The sequence below is a fragment of the Staphylococcus sp. 11262D007BW genome, assembly GCF_053547815.1.
In genome coordinates, this window is the sequence record NZ_JBPWPJ010000001.1 from 1,553,556 (window position 1) to 1,574,691 (window position 21,136).

Genomic DNA, 21,136 nt, shown 5'->3' on the forward strand with positions numbered 1-21,136 from the left:
TTTAACCAAATAGTTTATTTAACAATGTTTGCGCTTCGTTCACATTCGTCATGCCGTGAATCAATAATCGTCCGTTTTGAAATCCAATGATTCGATGCCCTTCAAAATTAAACTGTAACAGGTAACCATTAGAGCGATAATTAATACCTCTTTCCTCTAAAAACGCTCGTAATTGGTTATCATCTAACGCTGGATGTTGGTATTGCACACTATCTCTGCCACACATTGAAGCTAACCGTGGTGGCTCTGCCTCTAAATATGGATAACTTGGCTCGTTTCCACACGTCGTACATGCTTCATTTTTCAACTTACTAAAGCCAAAGGTAAAGTGTGTCCCTTCCCAAATATCACCATACGTTAATTTTGGCGTAAATTCTGTTTCAGTTAAAATTTTAAGTGCATCTCTAATTTGAAAGCTTGTCGTCATAGTCACAGCAGGTTGTATAACGCCGACCGTATCACACGTTAAATTCATTGTAGGAATTTGAGGAATTAAACATTGAAAACAAGGTGTGACACCTGGGATAAACGCTGCTTCTACATAAGTACTTCGGACAACACCACCATATATCCACGGTGTTTGATGATAATAGGCTGCATCATTAATTAACATCCGAGTTTCAAAGTTATCTGTGGCATCAATCACTACATCCACTTTGGGAACTTGTTTTAATAAAAATGTAGCATCTACCGAATCAATATAAGCTTCGATGGCTACATCACTGCGAATCGCTTGTAACGCTTGTTGAGCTGCCACAACTTTAGGAATACTCTCTTCAGCTTGTTGTTCGGTAAATAACGTTTGTCGTTGTAAATTGGAATGTTCTATATAGTCACGGTCAATGATGACCAACTTCCGTATGCCAGCCCGCACCAATCCTTCTGCAACGTGCGTTCCAAGTGCACCCATACCAATAATCAATGCCGTTTTTTGATTGATTTTTTGTTGGCCATCTTGCCCAATATTTTGAAATAATACTTGTCTAGAATAGCGATGATTCGTCATATTGTAACGCCTTTCTAATGTAATCTTTTTTCCATTATACGAACCTTTTAAGTTCTACTCAATTAATTAAAACCGATGTCTGCGAGTGAAACAATCAGGATTTATAGAAATCAGTGGTTCTTTTTCCCCTAATTAAAATCATGTGCTCAATCCAAAAAACATGAGATGTTCATTTTAAGAAGACTTGGATACTACTTTAGACCTCAGCCTCTCAACATTTCATCTCATGCTTTATTTACTCTAATATAATCGTTTCTTGCGCTAATTGTAACGCTTCTTGTTGTGAATGGGTAACAAAAATAATCGGAATATGCCATGATTCAAAAATGGCTTGAACTAATTGAATCCCTTCTTGTTTGGATTGATCATCTAAACTTGAAAATGGTTCATCTAGCAACAATAATTGCGGTTTTGTACTTAATGCACGTGCTAATGCGACACGCTGTTTTTCACCACCTGAACATTGGTTAGGATACTTATCTTTTAAATGTTCGATTTTAAGTTTATGAAGGAGTGAACGTACATGGTCATTATCTCCTGCCATAAATGTAATGTTTTGCATGACCGTCATATGAGGAAACAACTGGTAATCTTGAAATAAGTAACCGATATTGCGATAACGAATTGGCACATTGGTAGATTGCTCAGTGTTCAAGAGATCACGCTCGTCAATCTTTACTAATCCTTTTTCCGGTTGACGAATACCCGCAATCATATTTAAACATGTTGTCTTGCCAATGCCAGAGACACCTTGCAGTGCATAAATCTTAGGTGTTTCTGACTTAATTCGAAATGCGATATGTTTTTGATTAATGGTTGTTTCAAGTTCTATATGGAGCATACTACTTCACCTCACGAAAACGGTCACGGTTCAACATATTCATTGTTCCTATAATGGTAATTGAAAATGCCACTAATACCAATACCCATAACCACGCTTGATTTTCACGACCTTGCTCGACTAGAAAATAGATTTCTAAAGGTAATGTATTCGTCTTACCCGGAATATATCCGGCCACCATTAACGTAGCACCAAATTCTCCAATCGCGCGAGCAAAAGCTAACATGGTTCCTGAAATCATCGCTCTTTTAGAGAGTGGCAATGTAATTTTGTAGAAAATCTTTTGCTCACTTGCGCCCATCGTTCGCGCAGTATTTAACATTTTTGCATCTATGTTGCGAAAACCTTGTACAGTATGTTGGTACATCAATGGAAAACTAACAATGACGGATGCAATCACTGCGCCAATCCATGTAAAAATAACATTGACACCTAAATAATGCGTTAAAAAATAACCGATTGGGCCATCTCCAGAAAATACAATTAAGAGTAAAAATCCCATGACTGTTGGCGGTAGTACAATGGGTAGCATCACAATACTCTCAATAAATTGTGCTATTTTACTATGTTTTTGATACATGACCTTGGCACAGATAATGCTTAAAATCACAACAATCACTGTACTGATTATGGCAACACGTAACGATATCCAAAACGGTGTCCAATCTGTCATAAATGCTCACCTAAACTTCAAAATGGTACTCTTTTAAAATGTCTTTTGCAGTTTGACTTTTCATAAAGTCTTGCCATTCTTTAGCAGCTTTTTTATCTGACACGACACCCATTCTATAAATGATGGGATCTTTCAGTTTTGCGTCTGAAATTTTTTCAACCCCTTCATGTTTATCTTTACCAACATATAAATCAGTATTATACACAAATCCAAGTTTAGCATTTCCTTTATTGACATAATTTAATACTTCTCTCACATCTTTTGCATAAACTGTTTGGTTTTCCACTTGATTCCATAGTTGATTTTCTTTTAAATAGTCTTGGGCATAACGGCCAGCTGGCACTGATTTCACTTCTCCGATCGCAAGTTTGCCATCCGCTTTTAAATCTTCAACGCTCTGATAGTCATTGCCTTTTTTCTGTATTAAAACAAGTTGGTTTTGCGCATAGTCATATGTCTCGTTAACTTTGTTCGCATCCTTAAGTGCATCGACGTCTTTTGTATTTGCTGACATCAATACATCTACAGGTGCGCCTTTTTCAATTTGTTCTCTCAACGAGCCAGAGCCTCCATAATTAAATTGAAGATCTACATCTGAATGTTCTTTGTTGAACGCTTTTTCTAACTCTTTTGTAACATCTGTTAAACTTGCAGCTGCAGATATTGTTAATGTTTCGTCTTCGCTCGATTGTGAGGAAGAGTCATTTCCACAAGCTGCTAGGATCATGATAGCAAAAATTAACAACACACTTAACTTTCGTTTCATGTAAGCCCTTCTTTCCGATATATTAATACAAACTTAAAAATCCTCTAAGTTATTTTATCAAACTTAGAGGATTAAAGTGTAGTCTTTCTATTATTTTTGGCAGTGTGTTATAAATTGTTGAAATGCCTGTTGACCTTCTTCTGTCCGTTTAAATACACCTGCATCTTGTAACACACGCTCAAACTTATACCCTACTTCTTGGCGAATAATTGTTTGTGCATTTGATTGATCAAATTGATAACGTTGCTTCATATCGTCAGCCCATGATTTATGAACGCCAATATCAACACTATGATCACCTAATACATATTGTTCAACTTCTGCTAACTCTTTTTTCAAACGTCCCGGTAAAATAGCTGTACCCATCACTTCAATGAGGCCAATATTTTCTTTTTTAATATGTTGTACATCTGGATGCGGATGGAATAAACCATCAGGATAATCCTCTGTACGTTGGTTATCGCGTAGTACGATATCCATTTCGTAAGCCCCATGACGATATCTAGCAATAGGGGTTACCGTATGATGACGCTCGCCATCTTGACTAAACGCCTTAACATTCACGCTCTCGTCAGAATAAGCATTCCATTCCGTACGAATATGCTCACTAGCCTCTATAAGTTGTTGTGCATTTGAAGATGTTAGACGAATGACACTCATTGGCCAATGTAAAATGCCCGCTTCCACTTCAGGAAATTGCGCTAATGAAAAGGCGTTTTCTACTTCTGCTAATGCCATTGGAAAATCGTGGCGACCAGCTTGGTAATGATTGTGCGATAAAATAGATCCACCGACTACTGGTAAATCAGCGTTTGAACCAATGGTATAATGTGGAAACTGTTTCACAAAGTCAATTAAGTTTTCAAATGTTTGACGATTGATACACATTGGTTCGTGCTTTTCTGATAGTAAAATACTATGTTCATTAAAATATAAATACGGTGAGTATTGAAAGCCCCAGTTTTGTTGATTAACAGTCATTTGAATAATGCGATGGTTAGAGCGAGCTGCTTGCGTCGCTGAACCAAAGTAGCCTTCATTTTCCATACATAAGGCACATTTAGGATAATGCGTTGCTGGTGCATTCTTTTCTTTTTCAATTTGTTTGGCATCTTTTTCAGGTTTAGACAAATTAATTGTAATTTCAATATCGCCATATTCAGTAGGTACTTTATATTCAATATTTTTTGCAATCGCTTCACTTTTAATATAATGGTTAGCATGACTTAATTGATAGAAATAATCCGTTGCTTCAACAGGAGAAAGTTGATAGCGTTTATAAAATTCACGATTCACTGTTGATGGTTTAGGTGTTAATAAATCCATTAAAGCAGACTCTAATTGATCACGCTCAGATTGTACATCTTCAATCACACCACGTTCAATCGCATCTTCAATTAATAACCACGCTAATTCTATCGGTTTAGACGGTAGGACGTCTTGTTGTGTTTGTGTGAGCTGAATATCATTTGCTTGTAATAAATGTAAAATACGGTTGGTCACGTATCGCTTATCTTGTGCGTCGAAATCACCATAAGCGATTGCAAACTGAGCAAATTGTTGAACATGTTGTTGTGCTGCCATGATAAACCTCCTTACGCTTCATAACCATTCGGATGATTTTTGTGCCATAACCATGCTGTATTAATAATCTCGTGAATATCGTCATGTTGTGGACGCCAACCTAATAATCGTTGTGCTTTATCACTAGAAGCAACAAGTTTACTTGGATCTCCTGCTCTTCTTGGTGCTACCTCAGTTGGAATTGTTTCTCCTGTAACTTGACGCGCCGCATCTAAAATTTCTTTAACAGAAAAACCGTGGTTTGTACCTAAATTGAAAGCACCACTTTCTCCACCTTCTTGCAGATAATTAAGTGCAAGAATATGCGCTTTAATTAAGTCAGTGACATGTAAATAGTCACGAATTGGTGTGCCATCTGGTGTTGGATAGTCGTCTCCAAACATTTTGAGCGTTTCTCTTTGACCTAATGCTACTTGTAATACGACTGGAATTAAATGTGTTTCTGGATGATGGTCTTCTCCAATTGCGCCATTTTCTTTAGCCCCAGCTACGTTAAAGTAACGTAACGCTGCATAATTCATTCCATACGCTTCATGACACCAATGCATCATTTTTTCCATCATTAATTTACTTTCACCATATGGACTTGTAGGATGTTTAGCATCTTCTTCAGTAATCGGAATAGATTCAGGTTCTCCATATACTGCAGCTGTTGAACTAAATACAATATTTTTTACATCAAACGCTAACATCACTTCAAGTAACACTTGTAGTCCATATACGTTGTTATTAAAGTAATCTAACGGAATGCTTACTGATTCACCTACTAAAGAATACGCACAAAAGTGAAATACACCTTCAATGTCATGAGATTCAAACACATTGGTTAAAAAGGCTTTATCGCGAACATCCCCTTCATAAAATGTCGCATTTGAGTGAATCGCTTGTTTATGACCTTTCACTAAATTGTCTACAACGATGACGTCATGGCCTTCTTCAATCAATTGATCGACACAATGACTTCCAATATATCCTGCGCCACCAAGTACTAACATTGACATATTCATTCACCTCTTTATAAATTTTGAAGCGTTCTTACACCATCAGCTATATCGACATGATAGAAAGATGGCGCATAGCCTACTGTCTCAACATATTTGTCAGTAACTTCTCGTTCTAAATCTTTTATTTTATCTTTGTGTACTAAAGCAATCGCACATCCTGCGAATCCCGCACCTGTCATTCGTGCACCCAACACACCTTCAACACGTTGCGCTGACTCTGCTAATGTATCTAATTCAACGCCTGTCACCTCATAGTCTTCTTTTAAAGAACGATGAGAGTCGTTAAGTAATTGCCCAAAACTTTCAAAATCATGTTGTTGTAATACACGATAAGCTTGTTTTGTTCTTTCGTTTTCTGTAATAGCATGCTTAGCACGACGTCGTAATACATCACTCTCAATCACGTCTTGATTTGCTTCAAATTGTGCCACAGAAACTTCACCAAGTGTCTCTACATCTAAACGTTGTTGTAATAAACTGAGCGCTTCTTCGCACTCACTACGTCTTTCATTATATTTTGATTCTGCCAATTCTCTTCGCTTATTTGTATTCATAATTGAAATTTTGTAATCTCCAAATTCAGTAGGTACGTAGTGATATTCTAAAGAATTTGTATCTAATAAAATAGCATGGTCTTTCATACCAAAACCGACGATAAATTGGTCCATAATTCCTGAATTAACACCAATATAGTCGTTTTCAACACGTTGGCCCATTTTTACAAGGTCTAAACGATCAATATCGATATTAAATAATTGGCTTACGATAAAACCAGTTAATAACTCAATTGAAGCGGAAGACGACAAACTCGCGCCATTAGGAATGTTACCTTCAATTACGATATCAAATCCTTTATTGATTTCAGGATAGCGCTCTTTCAAGTACTTAATCATCCCTTTAGGATAGTTCGCCCATTGATGCTTTTGATCAAACGCTAATTCATTGAGATCTAATGTCATGATGCCTGTTTCTTCAAAATTTAAAGAATATAAATGAATTGTTTGATCATCACGTAATGCTGCTACGCCATAAGTCCCTAATTCGATAGCCGCTGGAAAAACATACCCACCATTGTAATCTGTATGTTCTCCAATTAAATTAATTCGTCCTGGTGCAAAAGCAGACACAGTTGGTGCTTGCTCAAATTCTTTTTTAAACACGTCTGTTAATTTAGACATTTCCTACACCCCAATTCTTCTATTAAGTAAACACTACTTATAGTTTACTGTTTATTAACATGATTTGTCAATTTTTCTTTTTATTAAGAGGTAATGAATCTCTATAATGTATCGATGTATCTAATACCATGTGAATGCCTACTTTTCTTTGATATTTCATGCGATCTTGAATCAGTTTCACCGCTTGTCGACCAAACTCTTCTATTGGAATGCGCACGCTCGTCAACATAGGCACTGTATATTGAGCAATTTCTGAATCATTAAAGCTTACGATTTTTACTTGCTCAGGGATTTTATAATGATGATATTGAAGTTCTTGTAATAAACCAACGGCCAACATATCATTTCCGGCAATGATTACTTCCGGCATTGCCTTTTGCGATAAAATTGTCGTTACAATGTTTTGCGCACTTTCTCTATTCCAATCTGTCGTATAATAATTGGGTTCAATTTCGTGTTGATGAGACCACTCTTTAAAAGCTTTCAGTCGGATATCTTGACGAATCAAATGTTGATCTCCAATTTGTCTAATTTTCGTTTCGCCTCCGATATAACAAATGCGCGAAAATTGACGTTGATGCAATTCATCCAATACATCGAACATCGCCGAATAAAGGTCGGAGGAAACCGCATCAATGTGACGAGGGGCTTCTAACTGATTGATTAATACTAAGTTTGAATTGAAATCATGCAGTTTTTGAATGACCGACGCTTCAAATGGACCTATAACGATCACACCTCCAGCTTTTGTGATTTCTTCAAGTGCTTCAAATGAATGAACGTCTCCAGTACGAATGGTCTTTTTTAATGTTAAATTAAGCGCTTTAACTTCTTGCTCAATGGCAAGTCTTAACTCTCTATAGTACGGGTCCGCCATTTCTTTCTTTTTAGAAGCATGTGTCACAATTTGGATTTGACGGGATTGTCGTGCTTGTTTTGTATAATTTAATTGTTGGGCAATACGGTTTATTTTATCTCTTGTCGCCTGACTCACTGATAAAGATGGATCGTCATTGAGTACACGCGATACAGTGCCAGGACTGACATTAGCTTGTCTTGCAATCTCTCGAACACTCGCCATTACGTTACACCTACCTTGTTTACTAATGTTTACTAAAGATAGTATACCTAGAAGTAGCTCTCATTTCAAACACTTTTCATATGACTAGAAAAGAATTAAAATAATATAGACTTGTTTTTATAACTTTCGCTATAGTTCCAAGGTATAAAAACTGTAATTTTAATGGGGGTATTTGTATGAACCGCGATATTCGCTATAATCAAACCATTACTCGTTATGAAAATGGACAATTATTTGAAACGACTGACCATTATGTGACAGAGTTTCCAATGACGATTAATGTTAATAAAGAAGAGTTCGCCACAGTCATCTGTAGTCCCAACCACCTCGAAGAATTGGTGCTTGGTTTTCTTGCTTCAGAGGGTGTTGTTTTAAGAAGAAGCGAGTTAAAACAAGTTGATATTGATGATAGCCGCGGTTATGCCCATGTTGAACTCACTACTGATATCAATGATCGTATGCAACTATCAACGAAGCGTTTAGTCGCTTCATGTTGCGGTAAAAGTCGAGAGTTTTACTTTCAAAATGATGCAGCAGTAGCTAAAACATCACTTTCAACAATATCAATTACACCCAAACAAGTGTTACACATGATGGCTCAATTACAAGAAGCAAGCAGTACGTTTCATGCGACTGGCGGCTTGCATAATGCAGCCATTAGCGATGGAGAAGATTTTTATATTCATCGACAAGATATAGGACGTCACAATGCATTAGATAAATTATATGGCTATTGCATTCAACGCCATATTTCAGTGAGAGATAAAATTTTAATCTTTAGTGGTCGTATCTCTTCAGAAATATTAATTAAGGCATCAAAAATAGGAGTAGGGATGATCATTTCTAAATCAGCACCTACTACGTTAGCCATTCAATTAGCCGACGATTTAAATATCACAGCGATTGGCTTCGTAAGAGAGGGTCATTTTAATATTTATAGTCATCCAGAACGTATCCATGCTGACCATTCAGATGAATCCTAAGCCTTTATAAATAAATAACCACACTGCTTCCCGGGGCTAGGACATAAAAGCATTAATACTCTGGGAGCCGCTTAACGGTGTCCCAAAAGCAGGATTTTCGGCAGAAAGTTCACGATTCGCCAAAATTTGACGGATTATAAATGATCAAATGTACTTTGACACATTTGTAAGAACGACTAACTAAACGAAGTCGTTCTTTATTTCGTTTACTTCTGCTCAAACCCTGAACGCTTTTGTCCCAACCTCATAGCAATGTGGTTTAAATGATCTCATCTATCATGAAGATAATTAAAATGATTTCATGCTTCTTCTAACAATGCACTATATCTAAAACTAATATAAGTGTATCCCTGTTTGACATACATGTCTTTGACAGTATCTTCCGCATCAGCCACTAAAATGACCGGCCGATCCCCGGCGATTTTACCAATTTGAGCTTGCATTCTACGACCGATTCCTTGCTTTTGAAGACGTTCATCAACCGCAAACCCATCTATTTCAATACTCTCTTCTTTTTCAATTAAATTTACAATACCGACGGGTTGCTTATTTTCATAAGCGACATAATAATTGAGCGTACCATGTGCTAAATTAGTTTCAATTCGTTTATTCGATTCTTTAACATAATCCTCACCGTACACTTGGCTCATTGTATTAAATAATTGAAAATAATCTTTTACTGAGTCTTTGTCAACTTGTTTTAATGTAATAAACATATCAGTCAACGAAGCAAGTTGTTTACCTTCTATGGCATATAATTCAACACATCCAAGTTGAAACTGATGCGCACGCAACCATTGCATCACTTTAGCATCTGGCTTATGATTTTCTGGAAAGTCGAACAATACATGATGTGCGCCTATTTTTTGATGACTTTTCTGTTGTGCTAACATGTCGTTTTGCAATGTAAGTAAGTCAGGCATTTCCTGGTAGACCCACTTATTTGCATCATAAAAATATGGATACCTAGGCGTTTGATAAATGGTTAAACGTTGTGACTCAAACGCGATTGTGCCATCAACATGAATATCCGACATTGAAATCATTTCTTTTCGCTCGCTTTCATTTTAATGAGTAAAACTTCGCATTATTCGCGCTGTAACAGGATTTTTCATCAATACCACCGCAATGAATGATGCGATAATTGCTTTAATGACATCCCCTGGAATAAATGTTAGAGATAACCATAAAGCTTCAGCAATTGGCATATGAATGACAAGTCCCATCACAATTGCGCCAACTAAATCTAATAATACAACACCAAACAATAAGATAATTAACAGTATCCGTTTAAAATCTAAACGATTAAATAGACGATCTCTGAATAACCCAATAAAATATGTAGAAATTGGATACATAATTAAAAATCCAACACTTGGACCGAAGAAAACGCCATAACCGCCTCTTCCTCCTGACAATAATGGGGCACCAATTAATATTAATAATAAAAAGATCAGCACACTTAACGTACCATATTTACGCCCCAATAAAATACCTGCTAAGAAAATCCCTATATTTTGAAGTACAATCGGAACCGGAATAAAAGGTAGTGGAATGGCAGGTACAAATCCCATTACCGCAATAATCGCTGTCATTAGCGCTGTATAAACTAAATTACGCGTTTGCAACTGTAAATCCCCCTATCACTTTTTGCTTTAAGGAGTAGTGGTCACATTCCCTAAAATAATAATGTTTTACAACCTCTATTGAAGCTCTAAACATTCATATCATGCGCTCAAATACCACTCCGTTTTCGATTATACCACTTATGTAAATCATATTTCTACATTAGTTTACAATTCACTCGTTGCACCAATTAAAGCTGCATGATTATGGAACGTTGCACATTGAATCACAGCATGACCATAATCTCTAGGTAAGTATTTTGAAATGGATGGTTCAATATATTGAAGCAAACGCTCCCCTTGTTTTGAAATGCCGCCTCCTATAATGATGACTTCTGGATCATACATAATTTGAACTTCTGCAATCCCTCTGGCTACTTCACAACCCCATACCTCTAAATAGTGTTGCGCTTCTGTGTGACCTTCAGCCGCTTCATCAAATAAAGTTGGAATATCGCTATGAGGATAGCCATTGTGTTTAAGCATTTTCTTTAATCCATTCGTTGAAGCGCGTTGTTCATAATTTGTATTCGTCTCAGGATGATATAATAAGTAACCAATTTGATGAGGTCTGTGACGATGACCTGTCACTAATCCATAATCTTTATGATAGTAGCTCCCGCCGATACCTGTACCGAGCGTTAAACAAAATATATTTTTTTGACGATTATTGTGATGAGTGAGTTCGCCTAACAACGCTGCATCCACATCATTGTATACTTTAATACTTTCGGCAAACTCTTTTAAATGTAGTTCAAAATCCGTTCCAGTGTAATTTAATATATTATCATTGGCATACGCAATCATTTTCTTATGACGATTAACAGCACCTGCTGTAGAAATACCTACATGAATGCTTCCTTCTGGATAATGACACGTTATCTCTTGTAGTCGACTTTGTAAAACATGAATTATGGCGTTATTTTCATTCGTCGGTGTTTCAACTTTTTGATAATCTTTAAGCGTACCATCAGGTTGAATTAGTGCTGATTTAATGTATGTTCCTCCAATATCAAATCCAACTTTAATCATCGTATTTCATCCCCCTAAGTAAATGATTAGTAAGTAATGTTTTAGCTTCGGTATAGTTTGATTGTGTTAGCGCTTCATAAATAGCATGATGATCTTTAATACTTTGTTGGTTCTCTTCAACAGATGTAGTTAAGGAGTTGCGATAAAAATAGGCTTGGACAACTGCACTCATTTGTTTAAACAATGTTGATTGCACAGTCTGGATAATACTTTGATGGAAAGCTTGATCACTATCAGAAGTAAAATGATGAGGATCATCCTCTAACGCCGCTTTAATGTTAGCAAGTGATAGCTGTTGGCGCTCAATCACATCAATCGCCGCTAGCTCAAATGTCAAACGCAACATCAATAAATCTCTAATGCTTCCTTGAGATACTTGAAAGCTAAACAAAAATCCATCTATCAATGGCGTAATGTCTTGTTCTCTAACTAACGTCCCTTTCCCTTGGACACTCTCAGTTACTCCAGTATTTTCCAAGTAACTTAACGCTTCACGTACAACGGACCGACTTACTTGATAAAGTTCTGCAAACTTTCGCTCCGTAGGTAATTTGTCCCCTACTCCCAACTGATGATCCAAAATATATTTTTTAATTTGTTCCACAACCAATTGCTTCAAATTTGTATTTTTAGCTTGTTCTGCCAATAGAAATCTACTCCTACAATAATTTGGGTTAAGTTTACCATACTTCGTTTAAATATAATATTTTGATTTAAAAACCATGAACGAGACATCAATATGCTTCTATAAAGTATCACTAATTTTAAAATAATGATTGACCACACAATTGATAACGCTTACAATTAAATTATAAATTGGTCTGACCAATATTACAATACACTGGAGGGCTTTTTGTGAAAGAGGAATTAAAAGGACTATACGGCGCTTTACTGGTTCCATTCGACGAAGAAGGTCAAATTAAAGAAGAAGGATTACGTCAAATCGTACGTAATGCCATTGACGTCCAAAAATTAGACGGACTGTATGTGAACGGTAGTTCTGGAGAGAATTTCCTAATGAATACCTCTCAAAAGAAAGAAGTATTTCGTATTGCTAAAGACGAAGCACAATCTGACATTAAATTAATCGCTCAAGTGGGTTCATTAGATTTAAATGAAGCCATCGAACTAGGACAATACGCCACTGAACTTGGATACGATAGTTTATCTGCTGTCACACCTTTTTACTATCCGTTTACGTTTGAAGAAATTCGTGATTATTATTTTAAAATCATCGAAGCGACACAAAATAATATGATTATTTACTCTATTCCAGGATTAACAGGTGTTAATATTTCAATTCAACAGTTTGAGGCATTATTCCAAAATGACAAAGTTATTGGCGTAAAATATACGGCTCCTGACTTTTTCTTATTAGAACGTTTACGTAAAGCGTTTCCTGATAAGTTAATTTTCTCAGGTTTTGATGAAATGCTTGTTCAAGCAGCCATTTCAGGTGTCGATGGTGCAATCGGCTCCACATACAATGTAAATGGTTTACGTGCACGTCAAATTTTTGAAGAAGCTCAAAATGGCAATGTACAACACGCTTATGAGATTCAACATGAAACAAATGAAATTATTGAAACCGTGCTTAACATGGGACTTTACCCAACATTAAAAGCAATGCTTCATGAAAAAGGAATTGATACTGGAGTGCCTAAAGCACCTTTCCATCCATTTAACGAAGCGTTACGTCCTGAACTGAAACAATTAATGCAAACATATCAACTTTAATCAGTTGAATTTATTTTAGTGTTTAGAGATTGAGACATATATGCTAGTTTCAACATCATATTGCATCTGTGGAATTCATATCACTATGTTTCAATCTCTGTATTTAAATCGTCATACATAGGAGGACTATGCATCCATTTTTAAAATGCACCTTTTCCATCCTATTAAAATAGAGAGATTAGTAGAGTTATGACGTAAATAAATCTTTTTACCATAATATGTAAGCGGTTTCTTATTATTGATTATTTTAAGGGGGAGTTATGATGACTTCAATTGGATTTGGTTTTTGGAATTGGATCGCATTGATTCTTTATTTATTACTAATGCTTGGTATTGGGGCATTCTTTACAAAACGTGCTGGCCGTAACGCTGATAGTTTCTTTAAAGGAAGCGGTAAGTTACCGTCATGGGTTGTTGGGTTTTCTATTTATGCCACAACTTTAAGTGCTATCACGTTTATGTCAACGCCAGAAAAATCTTATTTAACAGACTGGTCTTATATCGCTGGTAATATTGCGATTGTTGCAATTATTCCATTACTCATTTATTTCTATATTCCGTTTTTCAAAAAATTACGTGTTACATCAGCTTATGAATATTTGGAAGCACGTTTCAATCCTGCTGTACGTGTGATAGGTTCATTATTATTTGTCTTGTTCCATATCGGACGTGTCGCTATTGTTATTTACTTACCAACACTTGCAATTACAGCGGTTTCAGATATTAATCCATACGTAGTTGCAAGTTTAGTCGGCGTTCTATGTATTATTTATACTTTCTTAGGTGGCTTTGAAGGTGTGGTATGGAGTGACTTTATTCAAGGAGTTATCTTACTCGGCGGCGCACTTGTCATTATATTAATTGGTGTGTCACATATTGATGGTGGTTTTTCTACAGTCATTGCTGATGCAGTTGAAAATAAAAAGTTCATCAGTGCTGACAACTGGAAAATGAATGCCGCTGCTGCTGCCATTCCGATTATTTTTATCGGTAGTATTTTCAATAACCTTCAACAATATACATCAAGTCAAGATGTCGTTCAGCGTTATCAAGCATCTGATTCAATCAAGGAAACATCAAAATCAATTTGGACAAATGGTATCCTGGCTTTAATTTCAGCCCCATTATTTTACGGGATGGGGACAGTGTTATTCGTTTTCTATTCTACACATTCACCACTACCAGAATCGTTTAATACATCGTCTATCGTACCGTATTTTATCTTAACTGAAATGCCACCATTTGTTGCAGGTTTATTAATTGCGGCGATCTTTGCGGCTGCACAATCAACTATTTCGTCAAGCTTAAACTCAATTGCTGCTTGTCTTTCTGTCGATATTAAACAACGCTTCTTTGGTAAAAAAGATGAAAAAGCAGAAGTACAATTTGCCCGACTTATTACGATCGTCGTTGGCATTATCGGTTTACTTGCTTCACTCTATTTAATCGCGGCAGACTCAAGTGATGTATGGGATCTATTCCTTTTAATTACTGGATTATTTGGTGTACCGATTGCTGGTATTTTTGCGGTAGGTATCTTTACCAAACGTACAACTGGTACAGGCGTAATTGTAGGTATTATTGTAGCTGTAATCGCAAGTTATTTCTTACAAGGTGTCGGTGGCGCAGGATCACCATTCTATACATCTATCATTGCTTTTGCACTTGCCTTTATTGTTGCTTATATCGCAAGTCTCATTTTACCATCACCTAAAAAAGACATTTCAGGTTTAACTATTTTTGATAAACACGGTCAAATCACATATCGAAGTAAACACTAAACTCAATGTTTATGCATAATACAACACCCCTGAAGTTGAATGTTGACGTTCAACTTTAGGGGTTTTGTACATTTAATCCCCCTTTTAATGTTTCACTTCCCATTCGTAAATAATTTGGTATGCATTCTATAAAAAAATGTGCTGTTGAGCATCCTAAATCACATTAAACTTTTGCCATTTTGGATATATATATTTAAGGGGGGGTGAAATATAAGATATGAATAATTTAGGAAATCGATTAACAATCTCCCAACCTCTTGAAGTTTACAAAGTATTGTAATAATAAATCTCATTCGTAAAGGAGTTCAAAATATGTTAAATGATAAAGTCGTTATTATCACAGGAGCAAGTCGAGGTATCGGTGCGGCTACAGCAAAACTATTTGCTAAGCATGGTGCTAAAGTAGTCGTGAATTATGTTAATAATGTAGAAGCGGCTGAAAGTGTAGTGAAAGACATACATGACATGGATAGAGAGGCTATCGCTATTCAAGCTGACGTTAGAAATCAAGAACAAATGACGGCCCTTGTAAATCAAACTGTTACACATTATGGAAAGATAGATGTATTGGTTAACAACGCCGCTATCAATTTTGCCATGAAATCCTTTTCTGACATGGCATGGGATGAATTTAAAGCTAAAATGGATGATGAGTTAAAAGCAGCGTTTAACTCAACCAAAGCAGTATTGCCAATGATGAAGAAACAGAAAAATGGTAAATTAATCTATATATCAAGTGGTTTAAGCCACAACCCTATGCCTGATTTTATTGCACATGGCACTGCCAAAGCAGCAATCAACTCATTTGTAAGATATCTAGCACAAGAATTAGGCGATTATAACATTACAGCTAATACGTTAGCGCCTAGCATGGTAGAAACTGACGCCACAAAACATACACCTGTTGAAGAAAAAGAAAAGGTTGCCATGTATACACCATTAGGTAGAATTGCGCAAACTGAGGATATTGCACAGGTTGCTTTATTTTTAGCGAGTGACCAAAGTGACTTTATGACAGGATCATATATTCCTGTATCTGGCGGTATGGAAATGAATTAACACGTATAAGTGAATAGAGAAAGTGTCTAATTGATACGCATAATGAAACACCCCTGAAGTTAAATTTTAACGTTCAACTTTAGGGGTGTAATATAACATAATCTATTTATAGACGTGCATCATGTGTCTTAGGCAATGTTTTAACCCATGTAAATAATACAATGGTTTGTAACATCACCATAATGACTAACATAACACGAACCATTGTGATATCCACCATATAAAAAGAAAATCCCACAACAATGTACAAACTGATTAAAAGCTGTATTTTCTTACGCATCGTATAACCACGATATTTTCTAAAATCCTCAACGTAAGCTTGATACAACTTTGTACGAACTAGCCATTCGTGGAACCTTTCAGAACTTTTCGCAAAACAAAGTACTGCCACAAGTAAAAATGGTGTAGTTGGTAGCAAAGGCAGCACCGCTCCTAAAAAGCCTAAGATTGTAAATAGACTTCCTACACCGATTAAAATATAACGCATTTGAATAACGCCCTTTTGTGTAATATTTACTTCATTATATAGTCCTTTTGGTCACGATTCAAATGTATTTTTTAAATATATTATGATGTCACAGAAAAGTACCATTTTTTGTATCAATTAATGTCGTTTCAACCTATTCGTCTTCAATCACTCGACGCGCAATGGATGAATACGCTAAATCTTCCATTGGCGGATTATGCAAGCCTGCACGCATATCACGATAATAGCGTTGCAATGGACGTTCCATTTCTAAACTTTTAGCACCTACAATACGCATCGCTAAATCGACAATATCTAAACCTTCATTCATCACAACGACTTTACTTGCTGCTGTTTCACTAGCAATTGTCGCTTCACCCATATTTTGGTAAGCTCGTGCAGTACTCCATAACAGATGGCGTGCTGTAATTAATTTAGTTTCCATTTTACCTAAATTTTGTTGTACGACGGGTAGTGTCCCAATCGGACTATCAATACTATTAGGCTGATAAGTACGCGCAAATTCTACTGCATAATCTCTTGCAGCTTGTGCAATACCGAGATACGTACTTGGTATGTGTAAGATCCAACCGTTTTGATATGGCGGACCCTCACCTTTAATTTCTACTAAATATTTTTTATTGACGCGCACATCATTCAGTATTAAGTCATGACTTTCTGTGGCTCTCATTCCTAACATGTCCCAGTTATCTGCAATTTCTAAACCATCAATATCCGTTGGCATATAGAAAAAGCCGACCTTCTCAAGTTCAGTCACGTATGCTGCAACTACAACGTGTGTTAATCCTTTACTCATTGATGTGAAGGTTTTAACACCATTAATAATATAATCCTCTCCATCGCGTTCAGCATGAGTGCTTGGTCTGCCGCCACGCGTAGGACTACCTGTTTCAGCTTCACTGACTGCTCGATTAATTAAACCACCGTTTTTCACCGCTTCAGCAAATTCTTCTAATACTTCTTTTGGCCAACTTTGTTTATCAAATAATTCCCCAACTAAACCAACATGCCAACCAATAGACAATGCGGTAGCACCATCGATAGAACCTAACTTACTTTGAAGCACGACCATATCTTCTACAGTCGCCGCTTCTCCCCCATACGCTTTAGGTAGCGTTAATTGAGTATAGCCTGAATCGACAAGCCATTGAATATTTTCATAAGGAAATCTGGCATTGATATCATTTGATTGGGCATAGTTTGAAAATGCCTCACGTTGTTGCTCCAACTTTTCAAGCCATTCACGTTGAATATCGGAGTGAATTAATACAGATTCCATCATTATACCTCCTGAAACGTTATATTTCTTAGTTCTTCACTCAACATTATAATACAAAATCCTTTATAATCCTAACTTTTAAAGATTCATACACTAACATCATCGACTAACGTGTGTGGTTCAACACAAAATAAAACAAGGTTATATAGGATTTTATAAATGTTATCCATTTTCCTATCTAACCTTGTTTTAATCGATATGGCTTTCATTAATTATCTATGAAACAAAAAAGCTTTCAATCTTTTCGAATGTCTCATCGATTTGATGATACTGTTGATCAGAAACTTCAACAATCACAGTGCGTTCATCTTTTTCGTTACGACGTTTCGTTAAATAATCGTGTTCTTTTAATTTTTGCACTGCTTTTGTAATATAATAAGGTTTAAAATTCGAGGCTTTAATAATATCTTTCACATTATAATCTGATTGTCGCTTTTCATGTAAAAATGTTAAAATAAATAACTCTTCATAGCCTAAACCATATTCTTTTTTAATTTTAGCGTAAAGTTCTTTGGTTGTATAACTTATTTTGATAAATTCTTGCATATCTTTGATGTTGTACTTTTCCATAAATTCCACCCCTTATTGCGGTACTCCAAGATGACTAGTTCCAATTATAATTCTGCGTCCAACTAAATTAACTTGGAAATTTAATTTATTTTCAATCATAATTTTAAACTGTATCCAAATTTATTTCAATTCTTTTTCGTATAAAATTTCAGACTATTTCACATTAACTTTCGTACGTCTTATTATTTTCTTGTATACTAATAAATTTAGGTGATGTATTAAGACCCCTGAAATGAATGGTTTTCATGATGACTATAATATATGAATGATATATCTCGCATCTAACATTAAATAAAACATAAAAAAAGTAGCCTATACCTTAGTGGTATAAGCTACTCTTAATGTTAGATGAATGCGTTACTCTAATGTCTTATTTTTTCTTTTCAACAAGTGTGTCTAACAGGCTTAAACCTGACATTGTAAAGACATCAATGGCATGTTGTGCACCTTTTTTACCTTGACCAGCTTTAAAGTGGTTTGTAATAGCACCTACCATGACACCTAATGTTAAAATAGATGCAATTTGTGAAATACGTTTGTTGAAAATACTTAACACCATAAATACAGAAGCAGTTGTTTCTACTGCACCGATAACCGGAACAAGTTCTTTAGGTAAGTTAAAACCTGAAAATACTTCTTTCATACTATCTGCATTTTGTAATTTTGGTTTAGCTGCGTCGAATAATGCTTTTGCTACTTTTAAATTTGTGACATATCTTAAGATCATGTTTGTTTCTCCCCTTTATTTGTTATTAAAATGTTCATCGATAATAGGTTTTACCCTTTCACCGTATAACTTAATCGATTTCATAATTTTATCATGTGGCATTGACCCTATTGGTAAATGCAACATAAAACGTGATAATCCAAGTGCTTCTACTGTATCAATAATCTTTTGAGCGACCGTTTCTGGACTACCTACATACATTGCACCTTTTGGTCCAATTTCACGTTGGAAGTGTTCCACTGTAAATGGTGGCCAGCCTCTTTCTTTAGCGATGATATTGTGGTGGGCACGTGCTGAAGGGAAATATTCACGTTGTGCTTCTTCATCTGTTTCAGCGACATAACCCCAAGAGTGAGACGCCACTTTTAAATCGTCTGCTTTATAACCATGAGATTCACCAATGGCTTTGTACATCGCAACATTACGTGAAAATCGTTTTGGATCGCCACCGATAATCGCATACGTAATTGGTAAACCTAATGAACCAGCTTTTAATGATGATTCAGGCGTACCTCCTGTCGCAAGCCAAATCGGAATTTCTTGTTGAACTGCTCTTGGATAAACACCACGTCCTTCAATATTTGAAGTTAAACTTCCTTCCCAGTTAACGATGGTATTTTTATTAATTTTCATGAGTAATTCTAATTTCTCATCATACAGTTGTTCATAATCGTTTAAATTATATCCAAATAATGGAAACGATTCGATAAATGAACCTCTACCAGCCATAATTTCAGCGCGACCATTGGATAGTGCATCTAATGTAGCAAACTGTTGATACACACGAATTGGATCGTCTGAAGATAATACAGTCACTGCAGAAGACAAACGAATATGTTTCGTTTGAGATGCAGCGGCAGCAAGTACTGTTGCTGGACTAGATACAGCATAGTCTGGACGATGATGTTCTCCTAAACCATAGATATCTAATCCAACCTCATCAGCTAACTTGATTTCTTCTACGATATTACGAATACGTTCATCACTTGGAATAGCTGGAAATTCACCTTCTTCTGTATGAATTTCATGATTATCCGCAAAGGAAGTTAGTCCTATTTCTACTTTCATAATGTCACCTCTTTTAATCAGTATAAAAATTATACTTATATTATAATGAGCCCTTTCATGGTTGTCAATATTGCCGCTTTACCCTTCAATATCAGCTAAAGAAGAACATTATACTTCGTCGACTAACTCCCTTTTCCTCTTTAGCCACACCTTACTTCGACATATATCACTTAACCAATTTTTTCTTTAACGTAATCTATAAAACGATCAATATCTCCTTTTTGAATCGATTTCATCGCTACTTTACCGACTTCAAATCCCATAATTAATTGATCATCTTCAAATTCGATACTACTAATTTCATTATAAGGAATATTTCTGTAATAGAATTGACCATTCATATCTACATTCATAATTAAACGTTCGTTAGTAGCGACATAGGCACCTTCAAATTCATTTTGACCTTGGACTTCATATTCAATTGTGCCTAAAACAGAAGGCCCTTCTTTTTCAGTTGGAAATAAGTCTTCCGGATTCACTCGATCTAAAATCATTTTATAACTCCTTTCAAATATCGTTAATTTAATTATAACAATGACAATATAGATTGCGAAGAGACTCACCTTTTACCAATTCTCAAACAATGTAAAGATCACACTTACATATTTAAGGCTATCCAACTCATGATTACCCATATCTTATTGCATAAATATTA

22 protein-coding genes are annotated in these 21,136 nt (G+C 35.9%); 4 read left to right on the forward strand and 18 right to left on the reverse strand.

The genetic code is table 11. The annotated features are described in order from the left end of the window. Nucleotide 1: 1 nt before the first annotated feature. The 8 genes from ACEE93_RS07805 to ACEE93_RS07840 form a co-directional block, all read right to left on the reverse strand. Nucleotides 2-1,006: a ThiF family adenylyltransferase gene (locus ACEE93_RS07805; protein ID WP_449155109.1), complete on the reverse strand. Its 1,005-nt coding sequence runs from the start codon at nt 1,004-1,006 to the stop codon at nt 2-4. A gap of 235 nt (nt 1,007-1,241) precedes the next feature. Continuing rightward, complete coding sequence (locus ACEE93_RS07810; protein WP_449155108.1) at nt 1,242-1,847, reverse strand: ATP-binding cassette domain-containing protein; 606 nt, start codon at nt 1,845-1,847, stop codon at nt 1,242-1,244. A gap of 1 nt (nt 1,848) precedes the next feature. Beyond that, complete coding sequence (gene modB / locus ACEE93_RS07815) at nt 1,849-2,520, reverse strand: molybdate ABC transporter permease subunit (RefSeq protein ID WP_449155107.1); 672 nt, start codon at nt 2,518-2,520, stop codon at nt 1,849-1,851. A 10-nt stretch (nt 2,521-2,530) separates the two neighbouring features. Next, the gene (gene modA, locus ACEE93_RS07820) at nt 2,531-3,286 is read right to left on the reverse strand and encodes a molybdate ABC transporter substrate-binding protein (RefSeq protein WP_449155106.1); all 756 of its coding nucleotides are present in this window, start codon (nt 3,284-3,286) and stop codon (nt 2,531-2,533) included. Nucleotides 3,287-3,376: 90 nt separating this feature from the next. Next, nucleotides 3,377-4,873, reverse strand: coding sequence for a UDP-glucose--hexose-1-phosphate uridylyltransferase (galT, locus tag ACEE93_RS07825; RefSeq protein ID WP_449155197.1), 1,497 nt, complete (start codon nt 4,871-4,873; stop codon nt 3,377-3,379). A gap of 8 nt (nt 4,874-4,881) precedes the next feature. Continuing rightward, nucleotides 4,882-5,871, reverse strand: coding sequence for a UDP-glucose 4-epimerase GalE (gene galE / locus ACEE93_RS07830; RefSeq protein WP_449155105.1), 990 nt, complete (start codon nt 5,869-5,871; stop codon nt 4,882-4,884). A gap of 14 nt (nt 5,872-5,885) precedes the next feature. After that, nucleotides 5,886-7,052 (reverse strand): galactokinase, encoded by a 1,167-nt coding sequence (locus tag ACEE93_RS07835; RefSeq protein ID WP_449155104.1) that lies wholly within the window; start codon nt 7,050-7,052, stop codon nt 5,886-5,888. A gap of 67 nt (nt 7,053-7,119) precedes the next feature. Further along, nucleotides 7,120-8,133 carry a LacI family DNA-binding transcriptional regulator gene (locus ACEE93_RS07840; RefSeq protein ID WP_449155103.1) on the reverse strand — a complete coding sequence of 338 codons (1,014 nt, stop codon included), beginning with the start codon at nt 8,131-8,133 and terminating at the stop codon, nt 7,120-7,122. 176 nt (nt 8,134-8,309) lie between these two features. On the opposite strand from ACEE93_RS07840, the gene fdhD reads away from it, so the two are divergent. Continuing rightward, on the forward strand, nt 8,310-9,116 hold the full coding sequence (gene fdhD, locus ACEE93_RS07845) for a formate dehydrogenase accessory sulfurtransferase FdhD (RefSeq protein WP_449155102.1): 807 nt from the start codon (nt 8,310-8,312) through the stop codon (nt 9,114-9,116). A gap of 299 nt (nt 9,117-9,415) precedes the next feature. On the opposite strand, the gene ACEE93_RS07850 is transcribed toward fdhD, so the two are convergent. The 4 genes from ACEE93_RS07850 to ACEE93_RS07865 all read right to left on the reverse strand — a co-directional run bounded on the left by ACEE93_RS07850 (nt 9,416) and on the right by ACEE93_RS07865 (nt 12,419). Beyond that, nucleotides 9,416-10,153: a GNAT family N-acetyltransferase gene (locus ACEE93_RS07850; RefSeq protein ID WP_449156482.1), complete on the reverse strand. Its 738-nt coding sequence runs from the start codon at nt 10,151-10,153 to the stop codon at nt 9,416-9,418. Nucleotides 10,154-10,183: 30 nt separating this feature from the next. Next, on the reverse strand, nt 10,184-10,744 hold the full coding sequence (locus ACEE93_RS07855; protein WP_449155100.1) for a biotin transporter BioY: 561 nt from the start codon (nt 10,742-10,744) through the stop codon (nt 10,184-10,186). 165 nt (nt 10,745-10,909) lie between these two features. Next, nucleotides 10,910-11,773 (reverse strand): ROK family protein, encoded by an 864-nt coding sequence (locus ACEE93_RS07860; protein ID WP_449155099.1) that lies wholly within the window; start codon nt 11,771-11,773, stop codon nt 10,910-10,912. Continuing rightward, nucleotides 11,766-12,419 (reverse strand): FadR/GntR family transcriptional regulator, encoded by a 654-nt coding sequence (locus ACEE93_RS07865; protein ID WP_449155098.1) that lies wholly within the window; start codon nt 12,417-12,419, stop codon nt 11,766-11,768. The genes ACEE93_RS07860 and ACEE93_RS07865 overlap by 8 nt, the downstream gene beginning before the upstream one ends. Nucleotides 12,420-12,628: 209 nt before the next feature. Between ACEE93_RS07865 and ACEE93_RS07870 the strand changes: the two genes are divergently transcribed. From ACEE93_RS07870 to ACEE93_RS07880, 3 genes are all read left to right on the forward strand, one after another. Further along, the gene (locus ACEE93_RS07870; protein ID WP_449155097.1) at nt 12,629-13,510 is read left to right on the forward strand and encodes an N-acetylneuraminate lyase; all 882 of its coding nucleotides are present in this window, start codon (nt 12,629-12,631) and stop codon (nt 13,508-13,510) included. A 263-nt stretch (nt 13,511-13,773) separates the two neighbouring features. Continuing rightward, nucleotides 13,774-15,291, forward strand: a complete 1,518-nt coding sequence (locus ACEE93_RS07875) for a sodium:solute symporter (protein ID WP_449155096.1) — start codon at nt 13,774-13,776, stop codon at nt 15,289-15,291. A 312-nt stretch (nt 15,292-15,603) separates the two neighbouring features. Beyond that, nucleotides 15,604-16,350: an SDR family NAD(P)-dependent oxidoreductase gene (locus ACEE93_RS07880; RefSeq protein WP_449155095.1), complete on the forward strand. Its 747-nt coding sequence runs from the start codon at nt 15,604-15,606 to the stop codon at nt 16,348-16,350. Between the two features lie 106 nt (nt 16,351-16,456). Here the strand turns inward: ACEE93_RS07880 and ACEE93_RS07885 are convergent, their stop codons facing one another. The 6 genes from ACEE93_RS07885 to ACEE93_RS07910 form a co-directional block, all read right to left on the reverse strand. Next, the gene (locus ACEE93_RS07885; RefSeq protein WP_449155094.1) at nt 16,457-16,837 is read right to left on the reverse strand and encodes a YbaN family protein; all 381 of its coding nucleotides are present in this window, start codon (nt 16,835-16,837) and stop codon (nt 16,457-16,459) included. 133 nt (nt 16,838-16,970) lie between these two features. Continuing rightward, complete coding sequence (locus tag ACEE93_RS07890) at nt 16,971-18,116, reverse strand: acyl-CoA dehydrogenase family protein (protein WP_449155093.1); 1,146 nt, start codon at nt 18,114-18,116, stop codon at nt 16,971-16,973. A gap of 216 nt (nt 18,117-18,332) precedes the next feature. Next, the gene (locus ACEE93_RS07895) at nt 18,333-18,686 is read right to left on the reverse strand and encodes a transcriptional regulator, SarA/Rot family (protein ID WP_449155092.1); all 354 of its coding nucleotides are present in this window, start codon (nt 18,684-18,686) and stop codon (nt 18,333-18,335) included. Nucleotides 18,687-19,056: 370 nt separating this feature from the next. Continuing rightward, complete coding sequence (locus ACEE93_RS07900; protein ID WP_449155091.1) at nt 19,057-19,413, reverse strand: DoxX family protein; 357 nt, start codon at nt 19,411-19,413, stop codon at nt 19,057-19,059. Between the two features lie 15 nt (nt 19,414-19,428). After that, nucleotides 19,429-20,481 carry an LLM class flavin-dependent oxidoreductase gene (locus ACEE93_RS07905; protein ID WP_449155090.1) on the reverse strand — a complete coding sequence of 351 codons (1,053 nt, stop codon included), beginning with the start codon at nt 20,479-20,481 and terminating at the stop codon, nt 19,429-19,431. 170 nt (nt 20,482-20,651) lie between these two features. Beyond that, nucleotides 20,652-20,975, reverse strand: a complete 324-nt coding sequence (locus tag ACEE93_RS07910; protein ID WP_449155089.1) for a PH domain-containing protein — start codon at nt 20,973-20,975, stop codon at nt 20,652-20,654. Nucleotides 20,976-21,136 lie beyond the last annotated feature (161 nt).